At 36.2% G+C, this 26,394-nt stretch carries 18 protein-coding genes; 6 read left to right on the plus strand and 12 right to left on the minus strand.

Annotated elements, in window-relative coordinates:
* Positions 1 to 55: 55 nt before the first annotated feature.
* Positions 56 to 2,749: a valine--tRNA ligase gene (locus tag EKM00_RS07720; protein ID WP_126515847.1), complete on the minus strand. Its 2,694-nt coding sequence runs from the start codon at positions 2,747 to 2,749 to the stop codon at positions 56 to 58.
* 217 nt (positions 2,750 to 2,966) lie between these two features.
* On the opposite strand from EKM00_RS07720, the gene EKM00_RS07725 reads away from it, so the two are divergent.
* Positions 2,967 to 3,353, plus strand: a complete 387-nt coding sequence (locus tag EKM00_RS07725; RefSeq protein ID WP_126515795.1) for a DUF1573 domain-containing protein — start codon at positions 2,967 to 2,969, stop codon at positions 3,351 to 3,353.
* Positions 3,354 to 3,551: 198 nt separating this feature from the next.
* Here EKM00_RS07725 and EKM00_RS07730 read toward each other — a convergent pair whose 3' ends face one another.
* Positions 3,552 to 4,880, minus strand: coding sequence for a PDZ domain-containing protein (locus tag EKM00_RS07730; protein WP_126515796.1), 1,329 nt, complete (start codon positions 4,878 to 4,880; stop codon positions 3,552 to 3,554).
* 127 nt (positions 4,881 to 5,007) lie between these two features.
* Between EKM00_RS07730 and EKM00_RS07735 the strand changes: the two genes are divergently transcribed.
* The 5 genes from EKM00_RS07735 (at position 5,008) to lgt (ending at position 10,071) form a co-directional block, all read left to right on the plus strand.
* Positions 5,008 to 6,213 carry a pyridoxal phosphate-dependent aminotransferase gene (locus tag EKM00_RS07735; RefSeq protein ID WP_126515797.1) on the plus strand — a complete coding sequence of 402 codons (1,206 nt, stop codon included), beginning with the start codon at positions 5,008 to 5,010 and terminating at the stop codon, positions 6,211 to 6,213.
* Between the two features lie 225 nt (positions 6,214 to 6,438).
* A complete protein-coding gene (gene folE / locus EKM00_RS07740) occupies positions 6,439 to 7,110 on the plus strand; it encodes a GTP cyclohydrolase I FolE (protein ID WP_126454086.1) in 672 nt (223 codons plus the stop codon).
* Between the two features lie 141 nt (positions 7,111 to 7,251).
* Positions 7,252 to 8,730 carry a cysteine--tRNA ligase gene (gene cysS / locus EKM00_RS07745; RefSeq protein ID WP_126454088.1) on the plus strand — a complete coding sequence of 493 codons (1,479 nt, stop codon included), beginning with the start codon at positions 7,252 to 7,254 and terminating at the stop codon, positions 8,728 to 8,730.
* Between the two features lie 75 nt (positions 8,731 to 8,805).
* The gene (gene yidD, locus EKM00_RS07750; protein WP_126454090.1) at positions 8,806 to 9,063 is read left to right on the plus strand and encodes a membrane protein insertion efficiency factor YidD; all 258 of its coding nucleotides are present in this window, start codon (positions 8,806 to 8,808) and stop codon (positions 9,061 to 9,063) included.
* A gap of 54 nt (positions 9,064 to 9,117) precedes the next feature.
* Complete coding sequence (gene lgt, locus EKM00_RS07755) at positions 9,118 to 10,071, plus strand: prolipoprotein diacylglyceryl transferase (protein WP_126454092.1); 954 nt, start codon at positions 9,118 to 9,120, stop codon at positions 10,069 to 10,071.
* A gap of 70 nt (positions 10,072 to 10,141) precedes the next feature.
* Here lgt and EKM00_RS07760 read toward each other — a convergent pair whose 3' ends face one another.
* The 10 genes from EKM00_RS07760 to EKM00_RS07805 all read right to left on the minus strand — a co-directional run bounded on the left by EKM00_RS07760 (position 10,142) and on the right by EKM00_RS07805 (position 26,323).
* Positions 10,142 to 10,750, minus strand: coding sequence for an acyloxyacyl hydrolase (locus EKM00_RS07760; RefSeq protein ID WP_233592257.1), 609 nt, complete (start codon positions 10,748 to 10,750; stop codon positions 10,142 to 10,144).
* 140 nt (positions 10,751 to 10,890) lie between these two features.
* A complete protein-coding gene (secDF, locus tag EKM00_RS07765; RefSeq protein WP_126515798.1) occupies positions 10,891 to 13,863 on the minus strand; it encodes a protein translocase subunit SecDF in 2,973 nt (990 codons plus the stop codon).
* A 226-nt stretch (positions 13,864 to 14,089) separates the two neighbouring features.
* Complete coding sequence (mdh, locus tag EKM00_RS07770; RefSeq protein WP_126454098.1) at positions 14,090 to 15,025, minus strand: malate dehydrogenase; 936 nt, start codon at positions 15,023 to 15,025, stop codon at positions 14,090 to 14,092.
* A 57-nt stretch (positions 15,026 to 15,082) separates the two neighbouring features.
* On the minus strand, positions 15,083 to 17,026 hold the full coding sequence (gene gyrB, locus EKM00_RS07775; RefSeq protein WP_126515799.1) for a DNA topoisomerase (ATP-hydrolyzing) subunit B: 1,944 nt from the start codon (positions 17,024 to 17,026) through the stop codon (positions 15,083 to 15,085).
* Positions 17,027 to 17,210: 184 nt separating this feature from the next.
* A complete protein-coding gene (asnB, locus tag EKM00_RS07780) occupies positions 17,211 to 18,827 on the minus strand; it encodes an asparagine synthase B (RefSeq protein WP_126515800.1) in 1,617 nt (538 codons plus the stop codon).
* A gap of 443 nt (positions 18,828 to 19,270) precedes the next feature.
* A complete protein-coding gene (locus EKM00_RS07785) occupies positions 19,271 to 20,896 on the minus strand; it encodes an amidohydrolase (protein WP_126515801.1) in 1,626 nt (541 codons plus the stop codon).
* 172 nt (positions 20,897 to 21,068) lie between these two features.
* Positions 21,069 to 22,745, minus strand: a complete 1,677-nt coding sequence (gene asnB / locus EKM00_RS07790; RefSeq protein ID WP_126515802.1) for an asparagine synthase B — start codon at positions 22,743 to 22,745, stop codon at positions 21,069 to 21,071.
* 269 nt (positions 22,746 to 23,014) lie between these two features.
* Positions 23,015 to 23,464, minus strand: a complete 450-nt coding sequence (locus EKM00_RS07795) for a hypothetical protein (RefSeq protein ID WP_126454108.1) — start codon at positions 23,462 to 23,464, stop codon at positions 23,015 to 23,017.
* 123 nt (positions 23,465 to 23,587) lie between these two features.
* Entirely contained in the window at positions 23,588 to 25,393 is a 1,806-nt protein-coding gene (locus EKM00_RS07800) for a TonB-dependent receptor (protein ID WP_233592258.1), read from the minus strand.
* 66 nt (positions 25,394 to 25,459) lie between these two features.
* Positions 25,460 to 26,323: a PhzF family phenazine biosynthesis protein gene (locus EKM00_RS07805; protein ID WP_126461071.1), complete on the minus strand. Its 864-nt coding sequence runs from the start codon at positions 26,321 to 26,323 to the stop codon at positions 25,460 to 25,462.
* Positions 26,324 to 26,394: the final 71 nt, after the last annotated feature.

The raw sequence follows: 26,394 nt of genomic DNA on the forward strand, positions 1-26,394 counted from the left end.
AAAAAGAACCCGACCTATATTGAAAATGGGTCGGGTTTATATATTTTGACTAAGTCTATTTTAAACCCGCCAAACTGTGCTCGATAGTTTCCATTTTTGCCAGAGCATCTGCTTCTTTTTGTCTTTCGTTGGCTAAAACTTTCTCCGGTGCACCAGCCACAAATTTCTCGTTGGCTAGTTTATTTTGTACTGATTTCAAGAAACCTTGCGTATAGACTAACTCCGCCGTCAGTTTAGTAATTTCAGCTTGTACGTCAATATTTCCGGTGATTGGGATGAAATATTCATTCGATTTGACACGGAAAGACAAGGCGCCATCCACTTTATCCAAAACATATTCTAAGGAAGTCAAGTTTCCTAATTTAGTCACCACCGAATCAAAATAAGCCGAAGTATTGTCATTATTGATAATTTTAAATTCAATCGCATCTTTAAACGGAATATTCTTGTCTTTACGGATCGTACGAATTCCGGAAATAACCTCCATTGTGTTTTCAAAATCAGCAATTAAACGGGAATCAAACGGTTTTATTTCTGGCCAAGTCGAAACGATTAATGCTTCATCTGTAGTTCTTTCGGCAAGAATTTGCCAAATTTCCTCTGTCAGGAACGGCATAAACGGATGCAATAATTTTAAATTATTTTCAAGCATTGCTATGGCTTTCGCCAAAGTAACGCTGTCGATTGGCTGTTGGTACGCCGGTTTTATCATTTCTAAAAACCAAGAGCAGAAATCATCCCAAACCAGTTTATAAATTCCCATCAAGGCGTCTGAAATTCTGTATTTTTCGAAATTATCTTCGATTTCTAGAAGTGTTTGTTGCAACTTGGCTTCATACCACTCGATTGCTACTTTTGAAGATTCCGGTTGTGGAATCGTTTCCGAAACTTCCCAACCTTTGATCAATTTAAAGGCATTCCAGATCTTATTGGTGAATGCTTTTCCTTGGTTGCACAATTCTTCGTCAAACATAATGTCATTTCCGGCAGAAGCGCTCAAAAGCAATCCAACCCGAACACCATCGGCACCAAATTTTTCTATTAAGTCTAAAGGATCCGGTGAATTCCCTAATGATTTAGACATTTTACGTCTTTGTTTATCCCGAACTAAACCAGTCAAATAAACATTTGTAAAAGGTTTTTTTCCTGTGTACTCATATCCTGCAATAATCATTCTCGCTACCCAGAAAAACAAAATATCCGGACCAGTTACTAAATCATTGGTTGGATAATAGTATTTAAAGTCTTCACTTTCCGGATTCATTATACCACCAAAAACGGACATTGGCCACAGCCATGAAGAAAACCAAGTGTCTAATGCATCAACATCTTGCTTCAAGTCAGAAGTGAGAAGTGAGAAGTTAGACGTTTTTTCTTTGGCTAAAGCCAAAGCATCCTCAATATTTTCAGCGACCACGAAATCCTCTTTTCCGTCGCCATAGAAATAGGCCGGAATTTGTTGTCCCCACCACAATTGACGCGAAATATTCCAATCGCGAATGTTGTTTAGCCAATGGGCGTACGTATTGTTAAAACGTGCTGGATGCAATTTAATTTCGCCATCAACCAATACGGATTGAATTGCCGGTTTTACCAAATCTTCCATTTTCAAGAACCATTGGTCTGATAAACGAGGCTCGATAACTGCTTTGGTTCTTTCCGAAGTACCTACTTTATTTAAGTGTGTTTCTGTTTTTGCTAAAGCACCTATAGTCCCTAGTTCTTTTGCAATTTCTTCACGAACCACAAAACGATCTTTCCCTTGGTAATGCAAACCAAAACTATTCATCGTTGCATCTTCGTTGAAAATATCAATAATCTCCAAATTATGTTTTTCTCCCAATGCCTTGTCATTCATATCGTGAGCCGGGGTCACTTTCAAACAACCAGTACCAAATTCTATGTCGACATAGTCATCTTCGATAATAGGAATTACTCTTCCGCAAATAGGGACAATCGCTTTTTTGCCTTTCAAATGAGCAAAACGTTCGTCATTTGGATTAATACAAATGGCGCTATCACCAAAAATAGTTTCCGGACGCGTAGTTGCTATGGTCAAAAATTCTTCCCCCAACACCTCAGAAGGAGGGGAGTTAAAAGTCTCGGCTCCCTCTCCTTCGGAGAGGGCTGGGGTGAGGATTTTATATTTTATGTAATATAACTTTCCTTGTTGTTCTTCATAAATTACTTCTTCATCAGACAACGTAGTTTTTGCCTCGGGATCCCAGTTTACCATTCGGTACCCTCGATAAATCAAACCTTTGTTGTATAAATCTACAAAAGAACGAATCACTGAGGCTGACATATCAGGATCCATGGTGAATTTTGTTCGATCCCAATCACATGAACAGCCCAATTGTTTGAGTTGTTCCAGAATTACACCGCCATATTTATCGGTCCATTCCCAGGCATGCGCCAAAAATTCTTCACGTGTTAAATCATTTTTATGGATTCCTTCAGCTTTTAATTTGGCTACCACCTTAGCTTCTGTAGCTATTGAGGCATGATCCGTTCCCGGAACCCAGCACGCATTGAACCCTTTAAGACGCGCTCTTCTTATTAATACATCTTGAATAGTATTGTTCAACATGTGTCCCATGTGTAAAACTCCAGTCACATTAGGCGGTGGAATTACGATAGTATATGGTGTTCTTTGATCCGGCTCTGAGTGAAAATAATTATTTTTCATCCAGTAGTCATACCACTTATTCTCAATAGTTTTAGCGTCAAATTGTGCAGGAATAATCATTTTATTGTGGGTCATTTAATCGTTAAATTCAATTGTTTGTTGGTTCCGTTAAACCAATAACCAGATCAACAAATACCTTTGTAGACTTTGGTCTGATATTTGTAATTCTGATAGGGCACAAAAGTAAATAATTAAGTAGACTATAAAAAGAGAAATAAAAATTTGTGCGTTAATTAAAACAAAGTATATTTACTTTAATGAATTTAAAAAAATGAAAATGAAAAAAATACTAATTTTATTTGCATTCACATTAATTAGCACCGTAGGATTTGCTCAAAATGGCCCTAAAATTGAATTTGCTGCAAAAGACAATACAATCGATTATGGGAGGGTTACCAAAAATGATAGTGGAACCCGTAATTTTATTTTTACGAACACTGGAAATGCGCCATTACTTATTACAAATGTCCTTTCTACTTGTGGGTGCACCATTCCAACAAAACCAACCGAGCCAATTATGCCGGGAAAAACAGGAAAAATATCCATAAAATACAATATGGCTCCCGGACCAATTAGAAAAACAATAACTGTTGAATCGAATGCCGTGAATTACGATTCCGGGAGAGTCGCTTTAAAAATAAAAGGGGAAGTGGTTGCAAATTAAATCACGCAATTGTGATTTATTTAAAACAAGGAGATACCCTGTTTCCTCAGACTTTCGCGTTAAGGAGCCAATGGACAAAAACACTATTCCTCTAAATCCAATGTGTCCTATTTGATTTTTACCCGACCTACTTGATGGATTTAAATTCCATGTGTACACATCAATACGCTTCCTGAAACCCTCTGGAGGCGTTTTTTGTTAGAGAAAATCCTGTAACTGAAATCTAAATTTCAGAATCTGACTATTTCTTTCCACTTCCAATGTTATCCATTTTTCCTCCTCAGATCTAAAGAGAGAATTAACTTTTTGCAACGAATATCTATAAGCAGGAGCGTTATTGATTAAAATAATAATATCGCCTTTTTGTACTCCTGAATTTGCTGCAGGCGAATTATTTCTAACATTTGCAATCTCATAAATAGGCTTTAATTGGAATTTATATTTAAAGTCATTGAGTACTTTAGTTTCGCCTGACTCATTATATTTTGGTAACAAAGGGACGGTTTCCATCCGAACAGTTTCCTGAACCCACTGTAATCCATTGTGCTGGATCTCTACTCCGCTTTTATTGTATGCAAAAGGATCGTTGTAAAGACTATTTTTTTTTACATACATTTCTTTTTTAGGGTAATTAAAAATAACGGTAAATCTTTTCATAATCTCTCCTCCTACTGATCCCATCCGATCAGGAACCATCGTAACATTCCTAATTGAAGTAGAGTCCGGGAAAGCTACTATTGGATTATTAAATACAAACTGATTCATTGCGAATTTTTGAATTCTGGCTCTTTTTCCTTCAACATCACCACTAAATCCTCTGCCCAAAAAATCAGCAAAATTTTTCGGGGGAACTTTAAGAAATTCGGAGCGATCCTGAAACAACCATATTGCATCACTATTTCCTATATCAATCAGCAACTTGACCACCAGTTCCTTATTATTCAACAACACCGTACCTTTTAAATACGGCTTTGATTTCTCGATAGCGATAGGAATAGTTTTGAACTTTCTAACTATTTTTTTTCTATTTTTAGCGGTATCGCTATAGACTATAACTCTCTTTTTAGAGTAATTAATTTCAACCAGATTATTTCTAAAAAACTGAAATCCTATAATTCCGTTTACAGGAATCCCAATATGAGAGGATAAATTAAAATCCTGATTCAAAACAATATAAACCATATGATCCGCATACAACATGCTGCCGAATTGCAATATATTATTGGTCGATTTCAATCCCTCGACCGCCTCTTGGCTCCCTAATCCTCTTAATAGTACTTTTTCCGCGTTAAAAAAACGAACTTCTTTTTTTTCTTCCAAACTAAATAATATGGTCTCTTCTACACCGGAATCCAATAAAAAATTTAATTCAACTCCATTCACTTTTATAGGCAGAAGCACTAAATTATTGATCAACTTGAAAGGCACACTAATTTTGTCTCCATTTTTTTCAAACTGAAATCCTTGCTGCGCCAAAACACTGTATATCGAGAAGATTAAAAAAAATAAATTTAGCGTTCTTTTCATTGTGCTAGCTTTTTATAAAAATACTAAAAATATAAAACAAAACCTTGTTTTATATGATATATCCGGGCATAAATTGTGATAAATTCGAAAAAAAAATCGCAAATTTGCAATTCAATAATTTAAAACTATGCCAACAATATCAAATAAAGGCAAACAAATGCCTGAATCACCAATACGAAAATTGGTTCCCTACTCTGAAATAGCGAAAAATAAAGGCCATAAAGTATACCATTTAAACATTGGCCAACCCGATATCAGAACTCCTGAAGTTGCTATGAATGCGGTTAAAAATATAGATTTAACTATTTTAGAATACAGCCATTCCGCCGGGAATGAAAGCTATAGAAAAAAATTAGCTGCCTATTATACAAATCAAGGAATTCCTGTACATATTGAAGATATTATAATCTCCACCGGAGGATCTGAAGCCTTGATGTTTGCTATAGGCAGCACGATGGATCATGGTGATGAGATCATTATTCCGGAACCATTTTATGCAAATTATAATGGATTTTCAACCGCATCAGGAGTTTCTGTAGTTCCAGTAATCTCGAGTATTGAAACCGGCTTTGCATTACCGGCCGTAGCTGATTTTGAAAAGCTGATTACGCCAAAAACAAAAGCGATCCTGATTTGTAATCCAGGAAATCCAACGGGTTATTTATATTCAAAAGAAGAAATCATGCAACTGGCTGCCTTAGTCAAAAAACATGATTTATTTCTAATTTCTGATGAAGTATATCGTGAATTTACTTATGATGGTGATGTCCATTATTCCGTAATGAATGTTCCCGGGCTTGAAGAACATGCAATCATGATTGATTCTGTTTCAAAAAGATACAGCATGTGCGGTGCCAGAATAGGATGCATTGTTTCTAAAAACAAGGAACTGATGGCTACTGCAATGAAATTTGCACAAGCAAGATTAAGTCCACCAACGATTGAACAGATTGCAAGCGAAGCTGCTCTTGACACTCCACAAAGTTATTTTGACGAAGTAATTTCAGAATATAGAGAACGCAGAGACACTTTGATTGAAGAATTAAATAAAATAGATGGTGTTATTGTAAGCAAACCAAAAGGGGCTTTTTATTGTATTGCGCAACTACCAGTTGCTAATGCCGATGCTTTTGCGCAATGGCTATTAGAAAGTTATGACCTAAATGGAGAAACAGTAATGGTAGCGCCAGCAGCCGGTTTTTACTCTACTCCGGGAATGGGATTAAATCAGGTTCGAATTGCTTATGTTTTAAAGAAAGAAGATTTAATTAGCGCAGTACGAATCCTGAAAGCAGCGATCCCTGTTTATAATGCGACACTAACGAAAGTATAATCAAACACATTTTGGTAGACATCCCCTTTAGGGAACCGGAACTATTTTATAAAAGGCAGTAACGAGTTCGTTATTGCCTATTCTTTTTAGATCCAAAAAAGAAAGTATAACGGGCGGCTGAACCAATAAAGTAGTCTTAAATAGTAGGAGCGATAGAAATTTTTTAATTTTTATTATTTACCTTTACCCCTTAAATATTTACACCAACAATAATAGTTGCTTTTAATGATAAAAAACGAAGAATTTCAAGACGAAATAGGAGAAAACCATATTAGTTTATCCGCAAAAAATCCAGTACGAGATGATGCTTTTGCCATTTCTGATGAAGAAAAAATTGAAAAAATAAAAAAGGACGTGGAGAGCATTCTAATCACACTTGGAATGGACTTGACCGATGATAGTTTAAAAGGCACGCCCAATCGTGTTGCCAAAATGTTTGTAAAGGAAATTTTTGGCGGTTTAAATCCTGCTAAAAAACCAAAAGCATCTACATTTGACAATAATTACAAGTACGGTGAAATGTTAGTTGAAAAAAACATCATCGTATATTCTACCTGTGAACATCATTTATTACCAATTATAGGAAGAGCGCACGTAGCTTATATTTCAAACGGCAGAGTTATTGGTTTGTCTAAAATGAACCGTATCGTAGAATATTATGCTAAAAGACCTCAGGTTCAGGAGCGCTTAACCATGCAAATTGTTCAGGAATTACAAATCGCATTAGGTACAGAAGATGTAGCCTGCGTAATCGATGCCAAGCACCTTTGTGTAAATTCAAGAGGAATCAGTGATATTGAAAGTAGTACCGTAACCTCTGAATTTGGCGGAAAATTTAAAGATAGTGTCACTCGCAGAGAGTTTTTAGATTATATTAAATTAGAAACTAAGTTCTAGTCCTCTCCCCGACCCTCTGCAAAGGAGCGGGAGCCTAGCTTGGTAAGGTCAGAACAAGATTACAACAATTATTAATAACGCATTCACGTCTCAACTCCCTTCCCTTTGGGAGGGCTGGGGTGGGGAAAACAATAATCTACAATGCCATTATACAATAGCCAAAATCTAAAAATATACAATTCTCTTTCAGGAGAAAAAGAAATTTTCAAACCTATTCATGAAGGAAATGTAGGAATGTATGTTTGTGGACCTACAGTTTACAGCAATGTACATCTTGGAAATGTGCGTACCTTTATGTCTTTTGACGTGATTTTTAGGTATTTTTTGCATTTAGAATACAAAGTACGCTACGTTAGAAACATTACGGATGTGGGGCATATTGTAGACGATGTGGATGAAGGTGAGGATAAAATTGCCAAAAAAGCACGTCTGGAACAACTGGAACCAATGGAAGTAGTGCAACGCTATACGGTTGATTTTCATGAAATTTTGAATGCTTTTAACTTTTTGTCACCAAGTATCGAACCCACTGCAACGGGACATATTATTGAGCAAATTGAAATTATCAAAACCATAATTGAAAAAGGAATTGGTTATGAAGCCAATGGCTCTGTTTATTTTGATGTGGTAAAATTTAATGAAACCAATCATTACGGCAGATTAAGTGGCCGAAACATTGAGGATATGCTAGCCAATACCAGGGATCTTGACGGGCAAAGTGACAAGAGAAATCCACAGGATTTTGCGCTTTGGAAAAAAGCGGAAACTCAACATATTATGCGTTGGCCTTCGCCATGGAGTGATGGATTTCCGGGATGGCATTTAGAATGTACAGCAATGAGCACTAAATACTTAGGCAATCATTTTGACATTCACGGTGGCGGAATGGACTTAAAATTCCCGCATCATGAGTGTGAAATTGCACAAAACGAAGCCTGTACCGGTCAAACTCCGGTTAATTATTGGCTCCACGCCAATATGTTGACTTTGAACGGAAAAAAAATGGCAAAATCTACGGGAAATAATATTTTGCCAAGAGAAATATTGACTGGAGAAAACACCGTTTTAAGTAAAGCTTTTTCAGCATCAGTAGCACGATTTTTTATGCTCCAGGCGCATTACAGAAGTATTCTTGATTTTTCTGATGATGCCATTGTTGCTGCCGAAAAAGGATACAAACGATTGATGGAAGCGATTAATTCGTTGAAAGAAATCACTGTTCACACAAAAAGCACCGTTGACATTCCGGCTTGGAAACAAACCTGTTATGATGCAATGAATGACGATTTTAACACTCCTATTTTGATTGCGCAGTTGTTTGAAGGTGTACGTTTTATCAATTTACTAAAGGATGAAAAAGAGACCTTGAATGCGGAAGATTTAAACCATTTTGCAAAAACAATGCATGCATTTGTGTTTGACGTATTAGGATTAGAAGACGAAAAAGTCTCGGACAGCAATAACGATAAGTTAGAAGGAACGGTCAATATGCTTATTGAAATGAGAAAACAAGCTCGCGACAATAAGAATTTTGCACTTTCTGATCAAATAAGAGATCAATTAATTGTTTTAGGAATTCAGTTAAAAGATGGTAAAGAAGGAACTTCGTTTAGTATCTAGTTCGCTAAATACCGAAATCGATTACAACTGAAAAATAATTTTGAGTAACAACAGAGAAGTTTTAATTTTAAAATCATGTTATCAAAAATCATCATTTACCCATTTTTACTATTGGTTCGTTTCTATCAAGTGGCTATTTCACCCTTTACACCTGCGGCTTGTAGATTTGAACCCACGTGCTCCTCGTATATGATTGAAGCTTTACAAACCCACGGTTTGTTTTATGGCGGGTTTTTAGGTATAAAACGTATTTTTAGTTGCCATCCTTGGGGAAAAACCGGCTATGATCCGGTTCCCAAAAAATCATGTACCCATAAAGATTCTCTTTTTTAATACGAATTTTACATTTAATCTCTATTTTTACGTCAAACATATAAAATACAATACATGACACACGCTTTAAACATCGTTTGGAATCCATCAGAAGGAATTGATTTAGGCTTTTTTATCATTCGTTATTACAGTTTAATGTTTGTAATTGCTTTTGGATTAGGCTGGTATATTATGAAAAATATCTTTGATCGTGAAGGGGAATCAATAGAAAAATTAGATTCGTTATTTATCTGGACAGTATTAGCGACCTTACTTGGTGCACGTTTGGGTCACGTTTTCTTTTACGATTGGGAGTATTATCGCAATCATTTATTGGAAATTTTTATGCCAATACGAGAAAATCCAAACGAAACGATTTTATACATTATTAAAGGATGGGAATTCACAGGTTTTCAAGGTTTAGCAAGTCATGGTGCTGCCATATCAATAATTATTGCTATGTATTTTTACAGTAAAAATATATTGAAAAAACCCCAGTTATGGATTTTGGACCGGGTGGTTATTCCTGTTGCAAGCGGTGCTATTTTCGTCAGATTGGGTAACTTTTTTAATTCGGAGATTATTGGTCATAAAACGACTTCTGACTTTGGAATAAAATTCTTGAAAGACCATTTTAGTGCTATGGACGCGGTCAATGCGACTCAAATACCCAATCCTCAAGCTGCGTACTCAGCCATTGCGAACGACCCTAAATTTGTCTCTTTACTGGAACAAGTTCCGGTAAGACATCCTACTCAATTGTACGAGGCATTCTGTTATATTTTTGTCTTTGCAGTCTTATTTTTCCTGTATTGGAAAACCGAAAAAAGAAGGTATACCGGATTTATATTTGGTATGTTCCTGGTTCTTTTATTTACAGTCCGTTTTATAGTAGAATCTGTTAAGGAAAGTCAAGGCGGTTTTGAAAGTGCTTTAGGTTTATTTTCAACCGGACAATGGCTTAGTATCCCCTTTATTCTTATAGGACTGTATTTTATTCTTACGTCAGAAAAAGAAATAACAAACTAAATAACAAACTAAATAACAATACGTTACAACAAAAAAAGCGTTAGCTGCATCTTAGTAGCTAACGCTTTCTTTATAACGAAAAGGAGAACCCAAAGTCAATGTTTTTAGTCGTATATCCCGCATTGGTTTTCTGTAATCCCCCATTAGACACATGACGAATATTTGGTCTTACGTCTAAAGTCACACCCTTGAGTCTGAAAGTAAATCCTAACGCTAAAACATCTGAAAAGGCAAAACCTTTGGAGAGTCGTTCCGTTTCTGTATCTGTAATCATTGGACCTATGCTCCCTAAAACATAAATACTCGCCGATTTAAAGACCGGTTTTCGCATTAAAAAGCCAAGATTAAGAACGTATTCTTTTACATCTTTTAGCTTTGTATAGCGCTCCCGTTTTACAATATAATCTGGATCATCGGGCTCCACAAAATAAATATTTAGGAGTTGATGGCTTGCAAAATTAATTTCTGGCTGAAGCACTAGTGCGTATTTAAAATTCTTCGTTTGTTTTACAACATAATAAATTTGCACCTTATAAGACTTATTTGTAAAGGTATAATTTCTGTTCTTAAATTCATCTCCTATTCCATACGAAAAACCCAAATCAACTTTACTTGCCTTTTCTTGGGCATAAAATGGAATTGTACAAAGGACTAAAACTAAAATAACTAATACTTTCATCCGCATAACTAATAGTATTTTGGTTTATCTGATTATACAGTTTTCAAAAAAGGAATTAAAATCAGGTTTGAAGTTACAAATAAAAAAAGAGATTCAACTTACGCTGAATCTCTTTTTTTTGATGCTGTAAAAAACTGTTTCTAGTTTTCTAGATGCGCCTTTTCGACTCTGTCTTTATCTTCTTTTGAGATGGTGTCTACAAGTACTGGTGTTGCAATAAACAATGAAGAGTACGTCCCTACAATGATACCAACTAACATAGCAAATATAAATCCTCTGATAGATTCCCCTCCAAAAACAAACATGATCAACAACACCACAATCATCGTCAAAGAGGTATTGATAGTTCTTGACATCGTTGTATTAATAGATTGATTTACGATTTCAGAGAAAGAACCTTTAGTTTTTCCGGCTAAATATTCACGAACCCTGTCAAATACAATAACTGTATCATTCATAGAATACCCAATAACGGTTAGAATCGCAGCGATAAAATGCTGATCGATTTCCATACCAAAAGGCATAAATTTATAGCACAATGAATAAATTCCTAGCACAAAAATAACATCGTGGGCAACAGCAGCAATCGCTCCTAAACTGTATTGCCATTTTCTATAACTGATCATCAAATATAAAAACACGATTGCCATTGCTCCAAGAACCGCCCAATAAGCATTCGTTTTAATATCTTCAGCAACTGTTGGCCCTACTTTAGACGCTTGTAAAATACCGAGTTTTTTACCATCATAAGCATTAACAAATTTATCATACGTCATATCAGCTGAAAAATGTTGTTTTAAAGTAGTAAACAATAATTTATTTACTTCTTCGTCTGCTTTGATTCCTGGCTCTTCCACTTTGTATTTAGTGGTAATTTTCAATTGATTATCACTACCAAAAACTTTTACTTCGGCACTACCATCAAAAACTTCCGCTAGCTCTGCTTTTACGGTTTCAGTTTCAATTGCTTTTTCAAAACGCACCTGAAAAGTTCGCCCTCCTACAAAGTCGACTCCTTCATCAAGACCGTTAATTGCTAATGAAGTAAAACTGATAACAACTATAATACTAGAAAATAAATACGTCCATTTTTTAACTCCCAAGAAATTAAACTTGAAATTGACAAACATATTTTTAGAGAAATTAGTAACAAACGTCAAATTGTTCTTTTTACTAATGTTCCAGTCAATAAAAATTCGCGCAATAAAAATAGAAGTAAACAATGAGGTTATAATACCGATTAATAACGTAGTAGCAAACCCCTTAATTGGTCCTGAACCAAAAATGAACAATACGGCTCCGGTCAAAATATGCGTAACATTGGCATCCGTAATCGAGGACATTGCTCCTCTCCAGCTGTAGGAAGTTTTAACGGCTTCTTCTAGTGTTTTACCCGCACGCAACTCTTCTTTTGCTCTTTCGTAGATAATGATGTTCGCATCAACAGCTGTTCCCATTGTCAATACGATACCTGCAATACCTGGCAATGTAAGAACTGCACCAATACTTGCTAAAATTCCGAATAAGAAAAGTAAGTTAACCGCTAATGCAATATTAGCATACCAACCTGCTCTACCGTAATAAATCATCATCCAGAGTGACACTAAAAGCAATCCTAACAAAGCAGAATTAGTCCCGTTATCAATTGCTTCCTGACCTAAGGATGGCCCTACCACTTCTGACTGAATAATATCTGCGGCAGCCGGCAATTTACCTGCTCTCAATACATTTGCTAAATCTTTAGTTTCTGTAACATCGAAAGCTCCTGAAATTTCAGACCTACCACCTGAAATTGGACCTGTAGAAACTCCTGGTGCAGAATACACCACATTATCAAGAACAATAGCAATATTACTTTTTTGAGTGTAAGCTCTACCAGTTAATTCTTCCCATGCTTTTGCACCTTGTCCGTTCATTTGCATCGAAACCGCTGGTTTACCTGATTGGTCAAAGGTATCTTTTGCATCAGTAACCACACCACCAGCCATTGCAGGTACATTGTCTCGGTTTCCTTTTAAAGCATATAATTCTACTGCTTCAACAGCTTTTGCTTTATCGTCTTTAATAGTCAAAGGTTTTCCCCAAACAAATTTCACATACCGCTGGTCTGCAGCCAATAAAACTCTAATATCCGCTCTTTTTAAATATCCGTTTACAACAGCTGTATCTTTTGGAGAGAAAAGTCCCAAAACTGGGCCTCCACCTTGACCAATGATTTTATCAAACAAAGGATTATTTCCTTTTTTTGCGTCAGCTGAATCTTTACCATCCGAAAGCAAAGCGCTCAAAGAATCTTTCACAACAGGTTTAACTTCGGCAATATTGATTTCAGTTTTCTTCAATGACTCGTTAGCTGCCATCAAAAAATTACCAATTTCTTCTATTTTATATGTTTCCCAAAACTCTAGTTGAGCGGTACTTTGTAATAATCTTTTAATTCTGTCTACATCTTTAGCCCCAGGAAGTTCTACAAGAATTCTTCCCGTCTCCCCTAATTTTTGAATATTAGGTTGGGTAACACCAAATTTGTCTATACGCTCTCTCAATACACCAAAAGCACTTTCTACAGACTCATCTACTTTTCTTTTGATTACTTTTTCGACCTCAGCATCGGTCATTTGAAAATCGACTCCACCTTCACCTTGCAAACTTCTGTTTGCAAAAATATCAGGAGAAGCTAATTTTACGGTCCCTTTTGAATTCGCTTCAAAAGCATTGAAAAATGCATCTAAATAGGTTTGATTTCCTTTTAAATTTGCTGTTGCATCAGCCAAAGATTTATTAAAAACCGGATTTTTTGAGTTATTCGATAAACCTTTCAATATGTCTTTAACAGATATTTGAAGTATTACATTAATACCTCCTTCTAAGTCAAGACCTTTGTTGATTTGCTTATCACTTACTTCATTATAAGTAAAATTAGTAAACCCAAGGCTAAATACTTTTTCTTTACCGATAGAATCTAAATATTTAGCTTCTTTATCAGGGTTTCCACCCGCAAAAGATTTCGCATCATTTTTAATTTTGCTCGCGACAAAAGTGAACGAAAGTTGGTAAATACTTACCAATGCAAATAGAATTGCGAAAAATTTAATAAGTCCTTTATTCTGCATTATTACTAAAAATTAATTATTTTATATTTATTTATTTTTGCTTTAAACCTTATAAAAGAACACTTTACATTCGTTTTTTATATTATAAAAGAATATATCGAGCTACTTCATTTTTTTTAAACCGAGCAAATATATAATTAACGGTAAGATTAACCAATTTATTTATAGATTAATCTCAAGAAAAAGACTGCAAAGATGCAGTCTTCTCTTTTTTATATGTAAATTTTTATACCAAAATCGATTTTAAAGCGTCATTCATTTGTCTGACAGCGTCTGCACTTTTAGCAAACAAGGCTTTTTCAGCATCATTTAGTTTAATGTCAAGAATTTCTTCTACTCCATTTTTACCAATAATACACGGAACACCAATACAGATATCATCCTGACCATATTCTCCTTCAACGAAAACAGAACATGCAATCATTTTCTTTTGATCATTTAAAATACTATCCACCAAGAAAGCAACGGAAGCTCCTGGAGCATACCATGCCGATGTTCCAAGCAGTCCTGTAAGTGTAGCTCCACCAACCATAGTATCGGCAGCTACTTTTTGCAATTCCTCTTCCGATAGAAATTGTGAAACCGGAATTCCGTTATAAGATGCTAATCGCGTCAAAGGAATCATAGTAGTATCTCCGTGTCCCCCAATAACCATTGCTGAAATATCATTGGCCGGTTTGTCTAAAGCCAAAGACAAATACGTTCTAAAACGAGAACTGTCTAACGCTCCACCCATCCCAATAATTCTGTTTTTTGGCAATCCCGTAGATTTCAATGCCAAATATGTCATGGTATCCATAGGATTAGAAACGACCACTATAATAGTTTCCGGTGAATGCTTCAATACATTTTCAGCAACCGTTTTCACTATTCCTGCATTAATTCCTATTAATTCTTCCCGAGTCATTCCTGGTTTTCTTGGAATTCCAGATGTAATTACCACTACATCACTTCCTGCTGTTTTAGCATAATCATTGGTAACACCTGATACTTTGGTATTAAAACCAGTATTGGTAGCACATTGCATGATATCTAACGCTTTTCCTTCAGCAAAACCTTCTCTAATATCCAATAGTACTACTTCGCTGGCAATTCCTCTATAAGAAATCACGTCCGCACATGTTGCTCCTACATTTCCTGCTCCTACAATGGTAACTTTCATATTTTAAAGTTTATTCGGTTAATTAATAAATTTCTGTGGTTAATTAGTTACACTTTACTAAGCATCAATATTTGCGTAAACTGCATTTTTCTCAATAAATTCTCTTCGTGGTGGCACTTCATCCCCCATTAACATGGAGAAAACTCTGTCGGCTTCCGCCAAACTGTCAATAGTTACCTGGCGTAATGTTCTGAAGCCTGGATCCATTGTAGTTTCCCATAATTGCTCCGCGTTCATCTCCCCAAGACCTTTATAACGTTGAATTCCGGCGCTTCCACCCATTCTTTCATTTGCCTGATCACGTTGCAAATCATTCCATGCGTATTCTTTTTTGTTTCCTTTTTTAACCAAATACAAAGGCGGTGCGGCAATATATACGTGCCCTTGTTCGATTAATTCTTTCATAAATCTAAAGAAGAACGTCAAGATTAAAGTAGAAATATGACTACCATCGACATCGGCATCACACATAATGATTACTTTGTGGTAGCGTAATTTTTCGATATTCAATGCTTTGCTGTCTTCGGCAGTTCCTATTGTAACGCCTAGCGCAGTAAATATATTTCGAATCTCTTCGTTTTCAAAAACCTTATGATGCATTGCTTTTTCTACGTTCAAAATCTTACCACGCAAAGGTAAAATAGCTTGAAACATGCGATCACGACCTTGTTTTGCGGTTCCTCCCGCCGAATCTCCCTCGACAAGGTATACTTCACATTTTGCTGGATCCTGTTCTGAACAATCTGATAATTTTCCTGGCAATCCACCGCCACCCATTACGGTTTTGCGTTGTACCATTTCACGTGCTTTTTTGGCTGCGTGACGTGCTTGTGCTGCAAGAATAACTTTTTGAACAATGATACGGGCATCATTTGGATTTTCTTCCAAATAGTTTTCAATCATCTCACTTACCGCTTGACTTACAGGAGAAACAACTTCTCTGTTCCCAAGTTTCGTTTTCGTTTGTCCTTCAAATTGTGGCTCCTGCACTTTTACCGAAATAATAGCGGTCAATCCTTCCCGGAAATCGTCTCCTGAAATATCAAATTTCAATTTGTCTAACATTCCGGAAGCATCTGCGTATTTCTTTAACGATCTTGTAAGACCGGTTCTAAAACCTTGCAAATGCGTTCCTCCCTCATGCGTATTGATATTATTCACATACGAGAAAATATTTTCCGTATAGCTGGTATTGTAAATTAACGCCACCTCTACCGGAATTTCTCCTTTTTCATGATCCATAGAAATTACGTGCGCAATAATTGGCTCACGGTTCCCATCTAAGTAACGGATGTATTCTTTTAAACCTTCATCAGAATGAAATACTTCCGAAACAAAATTTCCGTCTTTATCAAATTCTCTTTTATCCGTAAATGTAATCGTGATTCCTTTATTCAAATAAGATAATTCACGCATACGAGCCGATAAAGTATCATACGAATACTCAATAGTTTGGGTAAATATGCTTGGATCCGGATAAAAAGTAACAATTGTCCCTCTCTTAGTCGTTTCACCAATTTGCTTAACCGGGTATAACGCTTTCCCTTTTTCGTATTCTTGTTCATATATTTTACCATCACTGCTGTGAACGGTAGCTCTCAAATGGTTTGACAATGCATTTACAACCGAAACCCCAACACCGTGAAGTCCTCCGGAAACTTTATACGAATCTTTGTCAAATTTTCCTCCGGCACCAATCTTGGTCATTACAACCTCTAACGCTGAAACCCCTTCTTTTTTATGAATCCCTACCGGAATACCACGCCCATTATCTTCAACAGAAACGGATCCATCTTCATTAATATCAACTATTATGGTATCACAATGGCCTCCCATTGCCTCATCAATAGAGTTATCCACAACCTCATACACTAAATGATGCAGACCTCGAACTCCCACATCTCCAATATACATCGAAGGACGCATCCTTACGTGTTCCATTCCTTCTAATGCCTGAATACTATCTGCTGAATAACTGTCCTTCTTGATTTCTTCGCTCATATATATTTTATTCTAAAAAAAATGTACTTTTTGTCTAACACGCAAATATATAAAAACGCAAATTATATAACCGTTAAATTACCTTTTTAAGCCCTTAAGTTATTAACATTTGTTCATATAATTACAAAAAAACGCCCTCAAAATTGAGAGCGTTCTTCATTTATAAAAAATTTAAATTATTGTTTCAAACTACAACTCCTATTTTGGCAATTTCAGTATCTGCCTGAACGTGTGCCGCATTCGCTCTTCCGCTTGGATCAAGGTTTTCCTGCCATTTTGGAATCCACTTCCTAACCGTTTGTGCCGCAATTACTTGAGGATAATATTTATTAAATACCGACCTGTAAAAATACGCTTCTTTGGTTGTAGGAGAATTATACGGAAATTCAGCTGCAGCTCCGGCTAATTGCTCATCCGTAACTTGCGTAGCACAATAATCAATTAATTCATCAATCCAATTGTATCCTACTCCATCCGAAAATTGTTCTTTTTGTCTCCACAAAACCTCTTCCGGCAGATACGGATTGTCAGGCGTATCAAATGCTTTTCTTAAAATGTATTTTTCTTTTCCATCGTACGTTTTAGGCATCTTTTCTTCGGCTTTGATGCGAATTGACACATCCAAAAACGCTTTGTCTAAAAACGGAACTCTGGTTTCTAATCCGTGCGCCATCGTTGATTTGTCCGCTCTTAACAAATCGGCGGTAAACAATTTCTGTACTCTTTCAATAGTTTCCTTTTGGAAATCCTCCGCCGAAGGTGCATTTCTAAAATACAAATATCCCCCAAAAATCTCATCGGCTCCTTCGCCTGAGAGCACCACTTTTACACCTAAATCCGTAATCGCTTTCGACAAGAAATACATTGGTGTACTTGCTCTAACCGAAGTCACGTCATACGTTTCTAAATGCCAGATTAATTTATCTAAGATTTTTATTCCTTCTGCAACAGTAAAATGAATTTCATGATGTTCAGTCCCTAAAAATTCCGCTACTTTTCTGGCAGCCGTAGCATCTGGCGCATCCGCATTTAATCCAATAGAAAATGATTGTAATTTTTTGCCGCTTTCCGCCAATAACCTAGAAGCAATTGCTGATGTTAATGAAGAATCCAATCCTCCTGAAAGCAACACTCCAATGGGTACATCGCTCATTAAACGCTTACGAGTTGCTTCAGTCAACGTTTCCCTGATTAAATCCAAATCTAATTCTTGGTCGGCTTTTAAATAATCTTCATATTCCGGTTTGTAATATTTCACAAAACCTGTTTTTTGAGTATAATAATGTCCCGGAGGAAAAGTAGAAAATGTTTTACACTGATCCGCAATAGGTTTCATTTCGGAGGAAAAATAGATTCTTCCTCTTTCGTCCAAACCATAATACAACGGTTTCACTCCCATTGGATCTCTGCCGGCAATAAAATCATCGCCATCTACTACCACAAAAGCCCAGTCGCCATCCAGCATATTGCAAAAATCGTATCCAAACTCTTCGTACAAATGAACAATAACCTCTGAATCTGATTTGGTTCTAAAAGCATGCCTTTTCAACACACCATCTCTCAATTCCTGATGATTGTATATTTCGCCATTATGAACCATATAGGCCGTTTTTGTGCCTTGTATCGGTTGTTTTCCAGAATGTAAATCAATTATAGACAACCGTTCGTGACTTAAAATATGCCCTTTTTCAGTAACATGTAAATCACTTTCATCCGGACCACGATGCGTCATTCTTTTTGAAAGTGCTCCAAACAATTGTTCCTCTTTTCCTCTTCCGATAATGGCTAATATTCCGCACATAACTCTATATTTTTATTTTTTCCCAATTCTAAGTCGACAAATATGCAATAGCAGTTACAAATACAAAACACAATTATGATATTTAGTTACTATTTAAAACAAAAAAATGCATTTTGTCTTAAAAATGTAATTCAAATACCAATAAATTAAAATATTCTATTACAGCTGTAAATTATCGCTACATTTTAAAATAAACAGCATTAATTTTAAACATATAAGTCATGTAAGTTTAAAAAAGTCAGTTTCTCAAATCGTTATTAAAAGGAAAATAAGTTAAAAAAGTTCTTTGCAAGGCTATGTGACTTTACTTAAATGAACTTTTAGTTTTATTTAATTTTATTCAAATTAAAAACTTATATGACTCCTATGTTTTAACAATGTATTCTACAAAATGCTATTGTTTGCAGAATTAATCGTAAATTATTAGAAGGCTGACAATTCAATTACTTCACTTTCTGACCTTTTAAATAGGTATTCGTTGGTTTCATTTTTACTATCATATTCTCTTTCACCATAATTAAATCCTGGTCAAACATCACAAAATCAGCCCATTTTCCTACTTCCAGACTTCCTTTTTCTTTTTCTTCAAAATTAGAATAGGCGGCCCAAATAGTCATTCCTCTTAAAGTTTCAACTCTAGTCAACGCATTTTCCATTTGGAAACCACCTTTTGGATATTCCTTACTGTCTTTTCTGGCTACAGCAGCATGAAAAGTAAGCATCGGATTCACTTCCTCTACTGGGAAATCAGTTCCAAGAGCTACCATTCCAGCTTTTTGAAGTAATTTTTTATAAGCATAGGCATTTTTCAATCTTGCTTTTCCCAATCTGTCTTCAGCCCAATACATATCAGATGTGGCATGCGTGGGTTGAACCGAAGGAATAATTCCAAATTTGAAATAGTCAAAATCCGCTTCACGCAAAACTTGAGCGTGCTCAATTTTCCATCTTCGGTCTTTTGTGCCTGTCAAAACTTCTCTGTAAATTTTCAAAATCACCGTATTTGCTGAATCACCAATGGCATGTGTATTCAACTGAAAATTTGAAGCTGCAATTTGTCTAGCTACATCGCTTAATCCAGAAATTGGTGCCAACAAAGCGCCATATTCGCCTGGCTTGTCGGAATACGGTTTGTGCATGCACGCGCCACGCGAACCCAAGGCACCATCACCATACATTTTAAAGGAACGCACATTTAGATTATCTGTTTTATAAATTCCTTTTTTTAAGTATAAATCAATGTTTTTTTGATTTGCAGTAATCATTGCATATACATTAAGCTTCATCACTTTTGCCTTTTGCAAACTATCCATCAAGTGAATAATGTCCGGATCCAATCCTGCATCATTTACGGTCGTCAATCCGTAATCAAACATCACTTTTTCGGCATCAAGCAAAGCGGCTATTTGTATTTTACGGGTTGGTTTTGGAATTATTTTGAACACTAATTCCATTGGATTGTCTACTAAAATTCCTGTTGGCTCCCCGTTTGCAATTTCGATCTGACCACCAACAGCTTTCGTATCCTTTGTGATTCCTGCTAACTTCAAAGCTTTACTATTCACAATAATGGCATGACCGTCGATTCGATTTAAAACTACAGGAATATCAGGAAACGCAACATCTAAATCTGCTTTTGTTGGATATTTTTTGACTTTCCAATCGTTTTGATCCCAACCATTACCCACAATAAAGGTTGGATTTTTATCTTTTTGAAAAGCCTTTAAACGGGAAATTATTTCGTTCATGCTTTTGGTACCGCGCAAATCCGATTCCTGCAAGCTCAATCCATAGCTATAAAAATGGCAATGTGCATCAATCAGGCCTGGATAAATGAATTTACCTTTCGCATCTATCGTATTCTTGGATTCATATTGTTTTGAAATTTCACCATTAGTCCCAATAGCGATAATTTTACCTTCATCGATTGCCATAGCCGAAGCTTTCTCAAAGGAGTTATTGACAGTGTAAATAGTGGCACCGGTAATAATGGTATCAACGGAAATCTTATTTTTTTGATCACACGAAATCAATAAAAATAAAACAAAGAATAAAGTAATATCTCTCATAATAAACATTTTAGTTTTGCTAATATAAAGAACTCCTCCTAATTATTTTAGACAATGTGTAATTATAATGTTTCTTCAAATTCTAAACTACTCTCGAAATATATTTCTCATAAAAAAACGCTCTCAAAATGGAGAGCGTTTTATCTGTTTATAAAATCTTATTTAATTGTATTTATGCTTTTACATACGCATCATCATGCACACTTGCCACCGCTCTTCCTGACGGATCATTCATGTTTTTGAACGCTTCATCCCATTCCAATGCAATTTTTGTACTACACGCCACACTTGCTTCTTGCGGCACACACAAAGCGGCGGCATCACTTGGAAAATGCTCATGAAAAATAGAACGGTAATAATATTCCTCTTTTGAAGTAGGAGTTTGCAACGGAAATTTATATTTAGCATTTGCTAATTGTTCATCCGAAATTTCAACAGCGACAACTTCTTTTAACGTATCAATCCACCCATAACCTACACCATCACTAAATTGTTCCTTTTGTCTCCAAGCTACACTTGGCGGCAACATCTCTTCAAAAGCTTTACGAACCACCCACTTTTCCATAGGATGTTCTGTATTGATCATTTTATCTTGTGGATTGACGCGCATCGCCACATCCATAAATTCTTTATCTAAAAATGGCACACGTCCTTCAATTCCCCATGCTGCTAAACTTTTGTTCGCTCGTAAACAATCATACATGTGAAGTTTTCCTAATTTACGTACGTTTTCTTCGTGAAATTCTCTCGCGTTTGGCGCTTTGTGAAAATACAAATATCCTCCAAAAAGTTCATCTGCTCCTTCACCTGATAACACCATTTTGATACCCATAGATTTAATAACTCTTGCCATCAACCACATTGGTGTTGATGCTCTAATCGTAGTCACATCGTAAGTCTCCAAGTTGTAAATTACATCTTTAATTGCATCTAACCCCTCTTGAATAGTGAATTTAATTTCGTGGTGAATGGTTCCAATATGATCCGCTACGATTTGAGCTGCTGCTAAATCCGGAGAGCCCTCTAATCCTACCGAGAAAGAGTGCAATTGCGGATACCAAGCATCAGCAACATCTCCGGATTCGATACGTTTTTGCGCATATTTTTTGGCGACAGCCGAAGTAATAGAAGAATCTAAACCTCCTGAAAGCAAGACACCATAAGGTACATCGCTCATTAGTTGTCTGTGAACAGCAGCTTCTAAAGCCACTTTGATTTCATCAATGCTGGTTACGTTGTCTTTTACAGCATCATAATCTGTCCATTCTCTTTTATACCATTGTACAAATTCGCCATCTTTACTTGACATATAATGTCCTGGAGGAAACAATTGAATTTTAGTACAATAGCCTTCTAATGCTTTCAATTCAGAAGCCACATAAAAAGTTCCGTGTTCATCCCAACCTATGTATAATGGAATAATTCCCATGTGATCCCGAGCAACAAAATACTCGTCTTTTTCGACATCATAAATAGCAAATCCAAAAATCCCATTCATTTCATCTATAAAATGAGGCCCTTTTTCTTTGTAAAGTGCTAGAATTACTTCGCAGTCACTTTCGGTTTGAAAGTTATATTTACCCTCAAATTGTTTACGTAATTCTCTGTGGTTGTAAATTTCACCATTTGCTGCTAAAACAAGTTGTTTGTCTTCACTGAACAACGGTTGTTTCCCTGAAGCAGGATCAACAATTGCCAGTCGTTCGTGAGACAAAATGGCTTTTTCATTACTAAAAATTCCACTCCAGTCCGGTCCACGATGACGGATAATTTTAGACATTTCTAATACTTGCGGTCTTAAAACTTCCGCTTTTTGTTTTAAATCAAAGGCACATACTATTCCGCACATAATTTTTTTGTTTAAAGTTTAAGGTTTGCTTCGCCTGTTCGAGTAAAACTCTCGAGTCAAGTTATGAAAGAAACCTGCTTTGTTCATTTTGATAGGGCAAAGATGGAGTTATAGTTCTAATTGAAAAACGCAAATACTCTTTTTAGTTATAATTTATAACTAAAAAATAGAATTTACGTTTAAACCGTAATGGAAAGGCGCTAAAAATAGAATTGAAGTTGCGGATTGTAAAATGGGACGCAAATGAGACGGATGTAAATAACGGATTTTTATTTAATATCCTCAACCAAATACTTCGTACCATTTATCTCAAAAGTAAACCCTTCTTGATTTCCCATCAGTTTATTTCCCAAAGGTGATTGTGGTGATAATGCGATAATATTGATTCCTTCGACATTGATTTTAGGAAGTGCCACACTCAGGTACAAATAGATTCCGTTCGCTTTTACCAAGCTCCCCACAATAATCGTTTCGGCGATTACAGTCGCATCAATTTTATCCAAAACTGTTTTTTGGTCCAGTACTTCTCTTAATTTACGATTGAGTTTTTCCTGCTCAATGTGCATCATAGACAAAGCGGTTTCATGTTTATCTCCGGCTGAACCTTTAGCATCGTTTTTAGAATCTTCGGTAAGTGCCACAATCATGTCTTTGAAAACATCGATTCGATCCTGAACTAATTGCAGGTAATGGGTATGTATTTTTTGTTTGAAAGTCATAAGTAGATTTACATGCCTGACAGGGTTTTGAACCCTGTCGGGCATTCAAAGTTTTTAAATAAAAAAAGCGAAGATTGTTTTACTTTTCGGCTCCTTCTCCTTCGGGGAGGGCTGGGGTAGGGATTAAAAATCAAATTTATAGTTCACGCCTAAAATCACCTGAAATCCCTGCACTGGATAGTTTTGCCATTTTTGGTATGCATTATTAGTGATATTATTGGCTCTGGCAAAAGCAGTCAATCGGTCGCTATATTTGTAACCAACATTTGCATTGACATCAAAATAAGACTTCAAAGTTACAGGCGCAGCGTTAGTCACCACATTGGTATTAACCTGAAAATCTTTTCGCTCGCCCACATAGAACACATTTGTACCAGCAAACCACTTCTCTGTTATGTTAACATCCAAGCTCGAATTTAATTTTATAGCCGGCAAATTCCACGCTTCTTGTTGAAAATCATTTGTAAAACTGCTAAAGCTTCCGTTGATTCCAAAAGTCACGTTCTTAGAAAAATCAGCTTTTACTTCTCCATAAAAATTCAATGTTCTCATATCGTCATACACCACTTGAAAAGAATTCCCAAAAGCATAGTCCTGATTGGTTGCATTTTCATTGTAATCATTGCTTTTAAACAACGCCTTATTGCGCTCATTAATATAGGAACCTCTTATATTATAACTCATATTATTAGTCAATTTCCCTTTTAATCCTGCAAAAACATCATACTGCTGATCCGTAGGTGCAATAGCGAGTGTTGGTGACAAAAAAGGATTTTCATCTACAAAGTCCTGGTACGAGTTTTGTTTTAAATTTCCTTCGGCTCCCGCATAAAAAATCATCAAATCACCAACAACATTATAGGAAGCGTTAAATTTTGGATACACAAAAAATTTATTATTGCTGTTTTGATTGTCCAGACTATAAAAAATAGCGGCACCAATATTCAGTGTCCAATCCTCCTCCTGCATCACAAAACTAGGTGCAATTCCCAGATTTGTAAAACCGTATTTGATTGGTTCTGTATTGGTATTTAAATAATTATTATTGAAACTTCCATCAACATAATCTACGATTAAGTCCGTTTTTACAGCACTATCCATCACATCAAATTCTACAGTTGGCTTGGCGTAAAACCTATTTTCTGAAGAATCAAAAATATCAGAAAAATGATTAAATTTCAGACTCATTTTATTAAAAAAACTTTCGTTAAAGTCTACATTCCCTCCTAACGTCAGCGTACTGTAGGATTGCTGCGGCCTAATTCCACTGATCAAGATTGCTCTGTCCTGAGGCGCCAGCGTAGTACCAAAATCAGCCGGTAATCCATACCAATTGTACGTTTGGTTTTGATATCCTAAATCCAGATTCCATGAAACTTCTTTTCGATTTGATCCATACATCAAATCAATCGAAGTGTCATAAAAACGATCGTCCAGAATCACATTTTCAATACCCCCTTGGGAGGAGTGATGCCGAAACATGCCACCAATATAATCCGTAGCATTAAGGTCATGATTCACATATAATTCCCCTATAAAGGTTCCGTAATTCCCTACACCAAATGTGGCGTAGTTTTGAAACAAAACGGCTTCTTTTTCTTTCTCTACACCTGCTGCTTTTCCTTTAGACGGCGTGAAAGTTGATGCTACCGGGAAAGAGAAAATAGTATACTTTACGGTTTCCTTTTTTGTGTTATCTTCTTCGTCCAGCGACGGTGTTTCCTTCACTTTGAAAGCATCTAATATGGTTGGTGTGTAGGGCTTGACTACATTTACGGTCTCGGTACCTATTTGCTCTTTCTTTTGTGCAAATGAAACTTGAGAAACGAAAAGAAATAAAATCCCCAACCCAACGCTCCCCAAAGGGAACGGATCCGAAAACGTTACGCTATTATTTATAACCGATATTACTTTGTTTTTAAATGTCATGTTTTATTTTTTTACTGCTAACTTCCTACTGCTACTTTTTTTACTACTGCATTTTTAACCGGTACGTTACACTTCCCATTCTCCTTTTGCGAGGTATTGTGTTTTTCCCCCAATTTTAATATCAAACTGATTTTCAGCTAATTTTCCATCGAAATAAATCTGAGAGGCTCTGTTTATAAAATCGCCCTGATGATTAATCATTTGAATTTCCGGCGAGTGATATTTTAAAAGAAAAGCCTGTAAACACGTGCTCGCACTTCCCGTAGCCGCGTCTTCTATAAGCTGATTCGCTTCAATACAAAACATCCTGCTGCTCAGCTTTTTTTCTACCAAACAATAAAAATACAACGCTCTATGACTGGTTTTGCAGTGTGCATGCAGCCATTCGTTCATTTTATCCTTATCAAGAATCAAATGCTCTAGTGCCTTTTTACTTTTAATAGGAACAATCACAAAAGCGCTTCCTGTAGTCACTTCCTGAATGGGAAATTCATCCTCAAAATCAGCTCTGCTTAAATTGCTGAAGGATAAAAAATCTTCCGTTAAAAAAGTATTCAAAAACTCCGGTTGAGCCGCCTGTAGCCAAACCAAATCTCCCGATTGATGTACCGGAATTTCACCAATTGGAACCGACAGCGAAATCTTTTCAGGTTTATTCTCAAATATTTTATGCATCAAAACCCATGATGTTCCTATGATTGGATGGCCTGCAAACTGCATTTCGTGGTCTGGTGTGAAAATCCTAATCGCAGCAGTTTTATTCTCCGGTTGAAGCTTAGTAATAAAGGTGCTTTCGGCAAAGTTGATTTCGCGGGCAATTGTCTGCAGCTGCTGGTCGCTCAAGGAATCAGCACCTAAAAAAACCGCGAGTTGATTGCCTGTATATTTATTCTCTGCAAAAACATCAACGATGTAAAAAGGTAGATTCATTCCGTATGTTTTTTTTGTTTTCAGTTATTTTTTCGCGTTGATTTTGGTTGTTTTTCTAACTTCCACTCGCA

The organism is Flavobacterium sp. RSP15, assembly GCF_003968755.1.
Classification (GTDB): Bacteria; Bacteroidota; Bacteroidia; order Flavobacteriales; family Flavobacteriaceae; genus Flavobacterium.

Bases quoted from the DNA above. Each gene is read 5' to 3' on its own strand.
- EKM00_RS07720 (WP_126515847.1), bottom strand. From the start codon at position 2,749: ATGATTATTCCTGCACAATTTGACGCTAAAACTATTGAGAATAAGTGG.
- EKM00_RS07725 (WP_126515795.1), top strand. From the start codon at position 2,967: ATGAAAAAAATACTAATTTTATTTGCATTCACATTAATTAGCACCGTA.
- EKM00_RS07730 (WP_126515796.1), bottom strand. From the start codon at position 4,880: ATGAAAAGAACGCTAAATTTATTTTTTTTAATCTTCTCGATATACAGT.
- EKM00_RS07735 (WP_126515797.1), top strand. From the start codon at position 5,008: ATGCCAACAATATCAAATAAAGGCAAACAAATGCCTGAATCACCAATA.
- folE (WP_126454086.1), top strand. From the start codon at position 6,439: ATGATAAAAAACGAAGAATTTCAAGACGAAATAGGAGAAAACCATATT.
- cysS (WP_126454088.1), top strand. From the start codon at position 7,252: ATGCCATTATACAATAGCCAAAATCTAAAAATATACAATTCTCTTTCA.
- yidD (WP_126454090.1), top strand. From the start codon at position 8,806: ATGTTATCAAAAATCATCATTTACCCATTTTTACTATTGGTTCGTTTC.
- lgt (WP_126454092.1), top strand. From the start codon at position 9,118: ATGACACACGCTTTAAACATCGTTTGGAATCCATCAGAAGGAATTGAT.
- EKM00_RS07760 (WP_233592257.1), bottom strand. From the start codon at position 10,750: ATGAAAGTATTAGTTATTTTAGTTTTAGTCCTTTGTACAATTCCATTT.
- secDF (WP_126515798.1), bottom strand. From the start codon at position 13,863: ATGCAGAATAAAGGACTTATTAAATTTTTCGCAATTCTATTTGCATTG.
- mdh (WP_126454098.1), bottom strand. From the start codon at position 15,025: ATGAAAGTTACCATTGTAGGAGCAGGAAATGTAGGAGCAACATGTGCG.
- gyrB (WP_126515799.1), bottom strand. From the start codon at position 17,026: ATGAGCGAAGAAATCAAGAAGGACAGTTATTCAGCAGATAGTATTCAG.
- asnB (WP_126515800.1), bottom strand. From the start codon at position 18,827: ATGTGCGGAATATTAGCCATTATCGGAAGAGGAAAAGAGGAACAATTG.
- EKM00_RS07785 (WP_126515801.1), bottom strand. From the start codon at position 20,896: ATGAGAGATATTACTTTATTCTTTGTTTTATTTTTATTGATTTCGTGT.
- asnB (WP_126515802.1), bottom strand. From the start codon at position 22,745: ATGTGCGGAATAGTATGTGCCTTTGATTTAAAACAAAAAGCGGAAGTT.
- EKM00_RS07795 (WP_126454108.1), bottom strand. From the start codon at position 23,464: ATGACTTTCAAACAAAAAATACATACCCATTACCTGCAATTAGTTCAG.
- EKM00_RS07800 (WP_233592258.1), bottom strand. From the start codon at position 25,393: ATGACATTTAAAAACAAAGTAATATCGGTTATAAATAATAGCGTAACG.
- EKM00_RS07805 (WP_126461071.1), bottom strand. From the start codon at position 26,323: ATGAATCTACCTTTTTACATCGTTGATGTTTTTGCAGAGAATAAATAT.